Here is an 11,197-nt window from a genome sequence, read left to right on the forward strand (position 1 = left end):
TACTTGTTTTAGCTTCAATAGTATGTAAATTTTCATCTTCGAATGGAGAAATAATTAAATATCCAATACTCTCATTATCATATTCTTCACTGTAAAAAGCGCTAACAATACTTGCATATAAAACAGTTCGTAAAATATTAATAAATTTAATAAAATGAATTTGTTCTGAAGACTTATAATCTGAATTATAACTTAATATTAATTCTTCCAATGTAATACCCATATCATCTAAAATCAAATTAAAAAGACTTACTTTGTCATCTTCTTCATTCCATGCAAAAAAACTACTTCGAGAGTCAAAATACATGCATTGTTTGCTAAATATTCGAGTTGACATTTCATCGGCAAATTGTGAATCGCTATAAAAACCGTTAATATCACCATCCAATTCTCCATCGTCTATAAGCCAATCCAATTGATATAACTTCTGAAAATAAGCAGGAAGTAGCCATAAAAATTCTTGATTTTCTCTAACAAAATCCAATAACTGTTTAGAAAATTCTTCCTTAATTTCTGCAGATTGAGCTACTAATTTATCTAATATTTCAGAAATTTCATCATTACCTGTATAAATATTTAATTCAAAAGAACTGATATTTGTAGATTCAGATTTTATTAAATCACTAATCAATTTTCCAACCCATTTCCCTCGCATCGGGCCCGGTTCCATTCCATTTTTCCATTTGGCTTCAAAACCACTTTCATGAAAAGTAATTTCAATCAAACCAGATGCATTCACTTTCGTATTGTGAAATGTTCCTTTAAATACATTTCCTTCCTGAAAACCAGTCATCGTACCATCATTATGAGTTCCAGTGATGCTTCCTTTATTACCTTCAGTAAATATTACCGAATTTACTCCATTATCTATTGAATAGACTGTGTTTAATTGAATCATTCATTATAGTTTTTGAACGTCAAATGACGATAAATTCAATTCCATAGACTTTGGCTTCTTTCCGATTTTTTCTAAGTACTTACTTACATCAGAATAATGTAGTGAAGATGATGATATTTCAATAACAATTGTTTCTCCTTCTTTTAATGTTTCCCAAGCTGCTGATCTTTTTTTTGTTAATATAAATTTTGCCATAATAAATATATTTATACTCTTACTCTTGTGGTTTTTCAGAATACGCCCCGTTTATTTATGTGGGTTCTGGTCTCCACAATTTATTTAATTATTGTAAAAATAAGAAGTATAATTATGTGGATTTAGTTTAAGTTGGTTCAAGTTTAAGGTAAAAAACCGTTTGGAAAATTTCAGTTGCAAAAAAGGTAACTTTTTGCCGAAAAGTAAACTTTACTACCAAAAACGACTATAAAAAAAGTATCGTTTCAAAGGAGATAGTGTATAGATACTCCATAGATAGTGTATAGATAGTGTATAGATAGTGTATGGATAGTGTATGTAAACTGTATTAAATAGAAAATTAAAAACAAATACTTTACTTTTCTAAACAGAATAATAATGTAAAATAAATGCGCCTGTAGCAATGATTAAAATTGCCATTCCGTTTTTAACCGTAAGTTGCTCACGAAATATAAACGTAGATAATAAGATAGTAGTTAACGGACTTGCCAAAAACAAGACACTTGAAACAACAGGATTCGTAATTTTCAATCCTAAAAAACTAAAAAGTAAGGCAAGAAAGATAATAAGCGCCATTAGCACAACTCTAAAAAAATAATTTTTACAAACTTCTTTAATTTTTATTGTTTTAAACTTAAATATAGTTAAGATAAAAGCAGTAATAAAAACAACTATCTCCTGATTGGAAATAATTAATAATGGCGGAATGTCACTTTTTAAATTTTTCCAATGCACTAATGAAGATATTGAAAAACTCATTGCCATTAAAAGCAATAAGGCATGTTGTTTTATAGTGATTTTTATGTGAGCTTCTTTATTGGAGTATATATAAAAAATAAAACCCATAAGTATTAAAATCAATCCAAAAATAGATTGCGTAAACACAACTTTCTCAAAAAACCATAAATACAGGGAAGTAAAAACTATACCCAATAAATTATAAATACCCAACCATTGTAAAGAGGCTTTTTGGATTACAGAAAGCATAGAAAACAAGCCAATTACGCCAAAAACAGAGCCGGTTGTAATTCGTAAAATCAATTGAGGACTTACAACTGTTTCGTTATGAAAATAAAAAAAAAGACTTAATGCAATAGTACTTGTAAAAAAAGCACGGTAAGCAACCAAAAATGAAACTGGTAGTTTTTCTAAGTTTTTTTTCCACAATACATTATTAAATGAAAATAAAAGTATGGATAGTATAATATACAACATTATTTTAAAATATTTAATAAACCATTAGAATGCATCGGTTTTATTGTAGACAAGTTACTAATTTTTAGCGATTTAATTTTTATGTCATAAAGTGTATTAATCTTCTCTTCTAGTTTCACTAAATTTAACTGTTGAACAACTTCAATAAAGGTTTCATAAACTATATTTATCTCAATAATTAAATTGGATTTATTAAATTCATTTTCAATAAAATAATATACTTCATCTAAATAATCAATTATAGTATTTTTCTTAGCTTCGTTTAGATGCAAATACCACATTTTATAAGCTACATATCGCGCTTTTGGAAATATATAAATTGTATCAAGTTCATTGGAACTAATAGGTAAGCCATAAAGTTATTTACCAATTTCTTTAGCTTTTAGAATATCATTAAAATAAAAATAACGGAACAAAACTGCATTCGCAAAAATATAATCTTGCAAATAATTAGTATCATTTGGATTTGTTAATTTTAAATAATACTGAAAACTATCTGTATAGCCTTGAATTCGGTGAAAAGGATCGTATAAAGCTTCTAAAAGAATATTTCTTACAAAATCATGCTGCCCATATTTTTTAACAAAATTTGAAAACGATGTTGTTTTTTGAAAAGATATAAAAGTCCGAAGTCCAACATATTCTTTAGTTTTATAATTTTCGTTTGATACACTATCAAAAACATCAATTAAAGAGTTAAATTTCTCTTGATTTATAAAATCAGTAATAATTGTGTCGAAGGTCTTGTTTAAGAAATTAGCATCCGTAAATAAATGTACGCTATCACAATAATTCACAAAATTGTCCCAAGAAGCATATCCACAAAATTGAGCTAAAATATTAAGTGTATTTTTATATGGTTTGTGATTGCCATTTGGATATAAAAAAAATCGATACAATGTAGATTCAGATAAATAACCTATTTTTTCATTTGCAATAATTTGACTTAGAAGTTTACACTCATTTTTATTTGTAATATAAATACCTGTTTTATTAAAAATTTTATCAAGCAAAATCTTATCGTAATACATATTTCTATTTTTTATAAAATTATAAAATTTAAATGAAAGCTTTAGTTCAAGTTAGTTCAAGTTTAAACTCTTATTTTAAACTAAATTCTTTAGCTAGTGAAAGAAACAATTTAAATCCTGTTTTTTTAACGTGAAGTTTTATGTTTTTTAAGGCATTACGATTTATTTCAATTGCTTTTTCTGAAAAACTAATTTTTAATTTGGTATAATAATAAAGCAAAGATAAGTAATCATAATAGCCTATTTCAACTAATTCCAATTGCACTAACTCTAAATTTCGTTTGGCTCTAGAATAGGATTTTGCATGCCAGTTACTATTTGACAAACCAATTAAATAAATAGCACTTGTTGTAGTAGATGACCATACATCCGACTCAAAAAGTTCTTCATAATACTTATCCAATAACAATTTTAAAAACTCATATTCAGTTTTAATTAGTAATGCAGGAATTATTTCTTCTAAGAAAAAACTCACTCGGATTGTAGTACATTCCTTTAAAATCTCGTTTTTTAATGTTTTACTAACGCTTTTTGATTTCAAAATACAATATCCGTAATACCTTCCTTTTAATACAGAATAGAAATCCGGAAATCCTATAGGCTTAAAAATTTCTATATCTTGATAATCAGTATTTTCAGAATAAAAATGTTTATAAAACTTCATTAAAGACACGAAAAACATATCAGAATCATTTGCCGCATTTCTTTCAATAATCTTAAGGATCTTATAATATCTTGAATTTAAATTGGTGTAATCTATATATAAAAGCGGAATATTATTTCTAAACGTATCGTAATGCATTAATGATTCATAAATGGGCAAAGCCTTTTTTTCTGGAATATTAGACAGACTCAATGAAATAGTTGTAGAAAATTTATGAAACTGCGTACCTGTTATGTGTTTAAAATCGACATGCTTAAAAATAACATCTAATATTTCTAAATTATTTTTCTCAATATGAAATGATAAAAAATAAGCCAGAAATACGATATTTTTTTCGTCTAACAATCCAATATTAATTTTATTGATTTCTTCTTCCCCAATTATTTTTAGCTTTTGCATTCGCAATAAACTCTGTTGAAAATACCATTCGCTATAATTAGCTTGATTATTTTTATAACTAGAAAAAGATGAAAAACCAAGATACAACGATAAGGTATTTAAGGTAGTCACAGAAGGTACTGTTTTATCTAAAAATCCAAATAACCTTCTAAGCGTATTAAAGCCGATAGAATTATCAATATTCGTATCTATTTCTTCTTTCAAAAACTTAACATCTCGAAGTGAAGTTACAGTAATATTTGACTTTTTTTGAACATCAATCAGTAATTGAGAATAATCGTTATACATACATGGGCATAATTTGGGCTAAATATAGTGAATAATAAATTAAATTTGAAGAAATTAATTTGAAACATAAAAACTAAAAACCATGAAAATAAACAACACACTACATTTAGTACTATTCTTATTACTAATTTCATGCGGAGGAAAAAACGAAAATAATACTCCTAAAAACAAAGAAAATGAAACCCCTACGGAAACTGCAATTGCAGAAAAGGAAATCACTGAAAAAGATTTAAAGTTCGAAAATGTTATTTCAAATCAGGGTGAATTAGCCGCAGCTGATAGTTTTATTGTAAAAGATTTTTTCGGTTTAAGTAAAGATACCATTCAAATTAAATTTAATTCTGATAATCAAGTAAAGTTTTTCTCAATCGTTGAGCAACGCAGTGGACGAATCGTAAAAACATTTAAAAAAACATCTGATGTTGATTTTACTTACGATGTGTTCTTTGATAATCCGTTTTCTGTTAAAATTTACTTCCCAAAAGAATCCTACTATAATTTAGAAGTTTCTAGAAAATCTGGAAGTGTAGCCAATTATATTAGTAATGCGAAATTAGTTCGAGACTCTGTAATTGTAAGTAAAAAAACCAATAAAAGTAAAATTGGAACCAGAATGGCTTTTGAGAAAGTATTTAATCAACCTAAGAAGTTTGTAGTATCAAGTACTTTTACCATGTCTGGGGAAAGCAAAGTTTATGCACCCATAGAAATACCTAAAAACACGAAAGAATTTATTTACACCCTAAGAATATCCGGTGAAGACGAATCTGAAGGAGAAGACGGAGAGTTATTTAATGAAGTAAACACGGTTTCTAAAAAGGTAAAAGTTTTAGGCTTACCACTTTGGGAATCAGAAGAAAAAAGTTCTAGTTTAAGTCGTGAAATACTTAATGAACTTTTTCCACCTAAAAAAGATGAAGACTACACTTTAAATGTTTTCTTTTTTGATAAACAAAAAGAAATAAAAAAATTCTTGCAATACCCAGGAAAGCAATATGCAAGCGCATTTAAGTATGATATAAACAATAGTGCTTTGTCTACTCAAAGTCGCGTTGGACTAATAAAAAAACCTTATTCTGGTTTTTCTTACATAGGTCTTCAATCAACAAGTTCATTCTCTAATACCTATGTTTGGTTGGATGTGGTGGCGCTTTATGAGAAAACGTTTCATTACGAAATTAGATATCGAATACAAAAATAAAAGAGTCTCTTAAATTAAATCAATTTCTTACTAAAAATAAAAAAATTATGGAATTAAAATCTTGTATTACCGACAAACCTATTGAAAAAAATGATGAAGATAAATTAAAAATGTCTCGTTACAGTGCTGTTTTATCAAATTTCATCAAACAAGGTGACACACCTTTAACTGTTGGTCTACAAGGCGAATGGGGAACCGGAAAAACATCTATGCTTTACATGCTTTTGGAGCATTTTAAACGTGAAGACATAGCTACTTCTTGGGTAAATACTTGGGAATATAGTATGTTTAGAAATCCAGCTGAAACTACGCCTGCCATTTTAAAAGGTATGCTTACCAATTTAAAGTTGAGTTGTGGGAAAAATTGGACTATTGAAGAGAAGACTGAGGCTGGTATGAAAAAAGTTTTTTCATTTTTTGGAAACGTGGCAAATCAATATATAGCAAATCAAACGGGTGTAGATTTAAAAGGCGCTATAGTTCGTGAAGAAGCAATCAGGGAACAAGCAGAAATTGCTGAGATAAAAAAAGAAATTGAAATTATTATTGCAAATTTAATAGAGGATCCAAAAAATGATTATAAAAAAGTAGTTTTTCTTGTTGATGATTTAGATCGTATCCCACCAGATCAAGCTGTAGAAGTATTAGAAAGTTTAAAAAACTTATTTGACGTACCCAATTGTGTTTTTGTATTGGCAATTGACTATGATGTAGTTGTAAAAGGTTTAGAATCGAAATTTGGTAAAAAAACAGAAGAAAATGAACGCGAATTTCGTTCCTTTTTTGATAAAATCATTCAAGTTCCGTTTTCGATGCCGACAGGTACATATGACATGGGTAATTTACTTTCTGAAAAATTAAGTTCCTTATCTATAGGAATTCCAGAAGAACTTAATGATTCATATACAAATGTTGTGAAATACACTATTGGATTTAATCCAAGAAGTTTAAAAAGATATATTAATTCATTTTCATTGTTACGAAATCTAAGAAACTCTGATTTTGAAAATGATGCATCCGATTTTGGAGACAACCCTCCAGACTCTGAAGATGATTTGATATTATTTGCAATGATTGGGGTGCAAATATCCTATCCTAAAATTTTTAGATTAATTACTCAAATGCCTGATATTTATGATTGGGATAAAGGTTTTGCTAATAAAAATAATATCAATTTAGACGGCGTTAAACTGGATATTCAAAAATATGGTGATAATGATAAATTAGATGAAGATTGGGAACAAATTATATATGGTGCTTGTCAAAATGATGTGTATTTAAAATCTAAAGTATTTAACATCTTAGAGTTATTTAATTATTTAAGAAATAATTTTAAAGACAGAATAGATGATTTAGAAGAAAAAATTATTATGGCTCTAAAATTTGCTTCAATAACCAATGTTGACGACGATGTGAATTTGAAAGGTGTAATTGAAAAAAGAGGAAACAAAACTGTTTTTTCTGATATAAAAACTAAAGTTGAAACTATTAAACAAGAATTAATTACTAACGGTGCCAAAAAAGAAGGACTTGAAATAAAATTAAAAACATATCAAAATTTATTTGATACCTTTTTATCTTTTTCAGAAGAAACTGGAAAGAAACACGAAATTATGAGTAGTTCTATTAGATTTGATTTTGGTTACTTAAACAATCCACCAAAAAATACGGAACTTGTTGGAATTGAATTGGTGCGAGTGAAAGACCATTCTAATTTACCTAAAGGATTGATTTTTGTTGCAGTTAAAGACAAAGAAAAACAAAAAGTTGCTTTCAAAGTTTCAAAAGAGCTGAATACTTCAGAATTAAAAGACTTCTTGTTATTAAATTATAAATAATAATAGGAAGCTAATTGAAAAATACTAACGAAATTAATTAAATATGTTTGATAATTTAACCGTCACTAAACTGGGCTTTTACGTCTATGCTTTAGTGAATCCATTAACAAATAAAGTCTTTTATATCGGTAAAGGAATTGACAATAGAGTATTTGCCCATAAACAAGAAGTTCTTGAAAATAAAAGTGAAATTAATTCGTTGAAAAAAACTGAAATTAAAGAAATTTTAGACAAAAAATTGGATATCCAACATTTAATTATACGTCACGGACTTACAGAAAAAGAAGCGTTTTTAGTTGAAGCCACTTTAATTGATTATCATAATTTTAATTTAAATAAATTAACAAACGAAGTTTCAGGTCATAATAGTGGTTTTTATGGTATTAAAACTACTGATGAATTAATTAGACAATATAATGCACCAAAACTTGAAAATTTATTACATAATGTTGTGATTATTAATATTAACAGACAGTATGCAAAAGTAAAAAACTCAAATAATGCCATTTACGCAGCTACTAAAGAATCCTGGGTAATTAATAAAAATAGAATTAATAAATTAGAATATGCATTATCTGAATTTCAAGGAATTATTATAGGCGTTTTTAAAATCAACAATTGGTATGCCGCTGCAACAGAAAATAATAAAATAAATAGAAGGTGGGGGTTTAATGGAGAAGACGCTCCAAGAGAAATAAAAGACCTCTATTTAAATAAATCAATTGCGCATCTAAAGAAAAAAGGGGCCGCAAATCCTATAAGATACAACTTATAACACCTGAAATTTAATTTATGATAAAAGCAATTAAAAACAAGAAAACTGAATTAACAGTATCGTTAGGAATGATTCTGGTTTTAATTATCATTGCATCAGTACTAATGTATTTTTTAGAACACGAAGCACAACCCAAATCATTTGAAAATCTATATACTTCATTGTGGTGGGGAATCGATAAATACCTTACTTCTACTGGAGGTGAAGACATTAACCCCATCACTCCTGCAGGTAAATTTTTATCAGGATTAATTGCCATTCTTGGAGTCGGAATGTTTGCGCTTCCAGCAGGTATTATTGCGTCAGGTTTTATTGAAGAAATAGAAAATGATAAATTATTAAAAAAATTAACAGCTCTCGAGGCAAAATTAGAAAGTGCTTTTACTGTAGAATACTTAGCGCCTGTAATAAAAATTAAAAGAGAACTAAACGTGTCACATTTACCAAGAAAATGGTTGAGTATAAGTGACATTAAATACAAAATGGGAATATCTGAGAGTACTGTTTTACAAGTATGTGAGTTTTCAAAAAAGTTTAAAATAACTAATGTAAATATAGATGGCATTAATACTGTTGGATTAGAATACATAAATCTCAATAGAACTTATGGACAGTGCATTAATAGAAATTCAAAATTAACAATAGTAAACCTTTACCCTTTTACACAACCTTATTTTGGTCATTTTGGTCTTGCAATTTCCGATGTACTTCAAGCAAATTATATATCAAATGAGAAGTTTGGTCAATTTACATTATTAGAAGAAAATCGACTTAATATGATTAATAATGAAAATTACTTTGAAGAGATGGTTTCGGAAACCGCTTTAAAGGAAATTAAAAAGGATATTTCAACAATTATGCAAGAGAATGGAATTTGCATATTTTTAGTGAACGCAGGTAATAACGAGTATTTAATGCAATTTAATATTGGTGCCGAAAAAGGTGATATTAGTTTTGATAATGGTGTTTATTTTTCAGATAAAGAAAAATTAAATCAATACTTTAATAAAGCAAAACTAATTTCTGAAAAGCACGAAAAATCAATAGCTATTCACGCTACTGTTGGTAAACCTGAAAAAAATCATATAGTAAATTTTATTCAGAATAAAACTAAAAACGATTTACTAATGCTTCATATTAATGTCTCAATATTAAAATCAAACGGTGCAGAATACTATCAATATATTTCAGATTTTGCAAGTATATTTAAAGATGATGCTATTTAAAATTTAGTTATGAAAAATAAAATACAAATCATTTGTTTTATATTCTTCACATCTCTCGCTAAGGCGCAATCTATTGTAAACACAGAGAGTATGTCGAGTAAATTAGATAGTACATTTGTGCTTACAACAAGTTTTGATGGGAATTATACAACAGGAAATATTGAGTTAACACAATTTAATTCTGCCAATCAACTTGCGTTTAAAAAAGATAAAAATTTAGTTCGATTGTTTTTTAATTACGAATATATTTCACAAGACAAAGAGGTAATTTCATCTGATTACACCAGTCAATTACGATACAGTTATTCCTTAAAAAACAGTTCTTTATATTCATTTGTACAAGGACAAAAAGCAGTTTCTTTATCTCTGAATAGTCGGTATTTAATTGGAATTGGATATCGTAAAAATATTTATAGAAAAGATAAAAACTACTTAGATGTTGCCTTTGGTCCATTTTATGAAAACGAAATGTATTTAAAAAATAGTAACGAGGAAGTACATATTATAAATTACAGATATAGTTTCAGTTCTTTTTTCAACTTTAGAATTACTGATAAATTACAAAACAATACCGTGTTTTATTACCAACTCAATTCGGAAAATTTTAAAGATTATCGTATGTATTTAGAACCTAAAATAGTTTATAATTTTGAGCATTTTAAAATATATACCACAATAAGATATCGTTTTCACTCTACACCTTACATTGAAATAAAAAATACCGATTCACAAATATTATTTGGATTTAGTTATGATTTGGGATTTAATTAAATTGCAAAAAATTAGATAAATAAAAAAATTAAAATTAGTAATAAAAATATTATTAGTAATATTCTAAAAAGAATATTAAAAACTATATTTTCTTCATCAAAAAAACATAAAAAAACTTAAATTATGGAACAATTTTATAAGCTTTTAAAATTAGCATTAGCTGATGGAGAATTGTCAATAAAAGAAAGAGAATTACTTCTAATGAAGGCTTCTCAGCTGGGTATAGATGTTATCGAAGCAGAAATGATTATTGAAGGTGAAATATCAATGCTTAATAAATCTTTACCTGATACCAGTGAAGAGTCTGATGGTTTTTTAATTTCAAATGAAGAGTTACTTTTAAGAGTTACTAAGTGGGTGAACAGGGTATCTGAAAAAAGTATTAAAGTTGAGATTGAACCTTTCCCAAGATTGAAAGAAGATACAAAATCCTATCATAAATATACAGACGAAGGCACTGCTATTTTAAATAAAATAAATTCAAGTAAAATTGTTAATATTGCAGGAATGATGCCTGGAGTTGGAAGTATAATTAAGGTTGGTCTAACTTTAGGCGGCGTAAATAAAGTTCAAAAAATTGAAAATAAAGATATTATTGAAATTACTGATAAGTATTTGTTAATTTTAGAATTAAGGTCTTTAAAAAATGAAATAATGCTTATGAAATATAATGAATTAAACGATTTATATAAATCA

The 11,197-nt window shown here is 27.3% G+C and carries 12 protein-coding genes; 6 read left to right on the forward strand and 6 right to left on the reverse strand.

The features are described from left to right. The 6 genes from ACIQ11_RS05315 to ACIQ11_RS05340 form a co-directional block, all read right to left on the reverse strand. Nucleotides 1-898 (reverse strand): hypothetical protein (locus ACIQ11_RS05315; protein WP_396153493.1); only part of this gene is annotated, 898 nt, incomplete at its 3' end. A 3-nt stretch (nucleotides 899-901) separates the two neighbouring features. After that, a complete protein-coding gene (locus ACIQ11_RS05320; RefSeq protein WP_291241866.1) occupies nucleotides 902-1,093 on the reverse strand; it encodes a hypothetical protein in 192 nt (63 codons plus the stop codon). 363 nt (nucleotides 1,094-1,456) lie between these two features. Continuing rightward, nucleotides 1,457-2,308, reverse strand: coding sequence for an EamA family transporter (locus tag ACIQ11_RS05325; protein WP_396153495.1), 852 nt, complete (start codon nucleotides 2,306-2,308; stop codon nucleotides 1,457-1,459). Beyond that, a complete protein-coding gene (locus ACIQ11_RS05330; RefSeq protein ID WP_396153497.1) occupies nucleotides 2,308-2,589 on the reverse strand; it encodes a hypothetical protein in 282 nt (93 codons plus the stop codon). The genes ACIQ11_RS05325 and ACIQ11_RS05330 overlap by 1 nt, the downstream gene beginning before the upstream one ends. Before the next feature lie 78 nt (nucleotides 2,590-2,667). Further along, on the reverse strand, nucleotides 2,668-3,339 hold the full coding sequence (locus ACIQ11_RS05335) for a hypothetical protein (protein WP_396153498.1): 672 nt from the start codon (nucleotides 3,337-3,339) through the stop codon (nucleotides 2,668-2,670). Nucleotides 3,340-3,409: 70 nt separating this feature from the next. Then, the gene (locus ACIQ11_RS05340) at nucleotides 3,410-4,690 is read right to left on the reverse strand and encodes a hypothetical protein (RefSeq protein WP_396153500.1); all 1,281 of its coding nucleotides are present in this window, start codon (nucleotides 4,688-4,690) and stop codon (nucleotides 3,410-3,412) included. An 82-nt stretch (nucleotides 4,691-4,772) separates the two neighbouring features. Here ACIQ11_RS05340 and ACIQ11_RS05345 point away from each other — a divergent pair, with 82 nt between their 5' ends. The 6 genes from ACIQ11_RS05345 to ACIQ11_RS05370 form a co-directional block, all read left to right on the forward strand. Continuing rightward, entirely contained in the window at nucleotides 4,773-5,891 is a 1,119-nt protein-coding gene (locus tag ACIQ11_RS05345) for a hypothetical protein (RefSeq protein ID WP_396153502.1), read from the forward strand. Nucleotides 5,892-5,938: 47 nt separating this feature from the next. After that, on the forward strand, nucleotides 5,939-7,729 hold the full coding sequence (locus ACIQ11_RS05350; protein ID WP_396153504.1) for a P-loop NTPase fold protein: 1,791 nt from the start codon (nucleotides 5,939-5,941) through the stop codon (nucleotides 7,727-7,729). 43 nt (nucleotides 7,730-7,772) lie between these two features. Further along, entirely contained in the window at nucleotides 7,773-8,504 is a 732-nt protein-coding gene (locus ACIQ11_RS05355) for an LEM-3-like GIY-YIG domain-containing protein (RefSeq protein WP_396153506.1), read from the forward strand. 17 nt (nucleotides 8,505-8,521) lie between these two features. Beyond that, entirely contained in the window at nucleotides 8,522-9,730 is a 1,209-nt protein-coding gene (locus ACIQ11_RS05360) for an ion transporter (protein ID WP_396153508.1), read from the forward strand. Nucleotides 9,731-9,820: 90 nt separating this feature from the next. Next, complete coding sequence (locus tag ACIQ11_RS05365) at nucleotides 9,821-10,501, forward strand: DUF481 domain-containing protein (RefSeq protein ID WP_396153510.1); 681 nt, start codon at nucleotides 9,821-9,823, stop codon at nucleotides 10,499-10,501. A gap of 123 nt (nucleotides 10,502-10,624) precedes the next feature. After that, on the forward strand, nucleotides 10,625-11,197 hold a 573-nt coding region (locus tag ACIQ11_RS05370; RefSeq protein WP_396153512.1), incomplete at its 3' end, for a hypothetical protein.

The organism is Flavobacterium sp., from assembly GCF_044361065.1.
Classification (GTDB): Bacteria; Bacteroidota; Bacteroidia; order Flavobacteriales; family Flavobacteriaceae; genus Flavobacterium.

Excerpts from the sequence above, each read along its gene's own strand:
- ACIQ11_RS05345 (WP_396153502.1), top strand. The coding sequence starts at position 4,773 with ATGAAAATAAACAACACACTACATTTAGTACTATTCTTATTACTAATT.
- ACIQ11_RS05355 (WP_396153506.1), top strand. The coding sequence starts at position 7,773 with ATGTTTGATAATTTAACCGTCACTAAACTGGGCTTTTACGTCTATGCT.
- ACIQ11_RS05365 (WP_396153510.1), top strand. The coding sequence starts at position 9,821 with ATGTCGAGTAAATTAGATAGTACATTTGTGCTTACAACAAGTTTTGAT.
- ACIQ11_RS05320 (WP_291241866.1), bottom strand. The coding sequence starts at position 1,093 with ATGGCAAAATTTATATTAACAAAAAAAAGATCAGCAGCTTGGGAAACA.
- ACIQ11_RS05330 (WP_396153497.1), bottom strand. The coding sequence starts at position 2,589 with ATGTGGTATTTGCATCTAAACGAAGCTAAGAAAAATACTATAATTGAT.
- ACIQ11_RS05340 (WP_396153500.1), bottom strand. The coding sequence starts at position 4,690 with ATGTATAACGATTATTCTCAATTACTGATTGATGTTCAAAAAAAGTCA.
- ACIQ11_RS05325 (WP_396153495.1), bottom strand. The coding sequence starts at position 2,308 with ATGTTGTATATTATACTATCCATACTTTTATTTTCATTTAATAATGTA.
- ACIQ11_RS05335 (WP_396153498.1), bottom strand. The coding sequence starts at position 3,339 with ATGTATTACGATAAGATTTTGCTTGATAAAATTTTTAATAAAACAGGT.
- ACIQ11_RS05360 (WP_396153508.1), top strand. The coding sequence starts at position 8,522 with ATGATAAAAGCAATTAAAAACAAGAAAACTGAATTAACAGTATCGTTA.
- ACIQ11_RS05350 (WP_396153504.1), top strand. The coding sequence starts at position 5,939 with ATGGAATTAAAATCTTGTATTACCGACAAACCTATTGAAAAAAATGAT.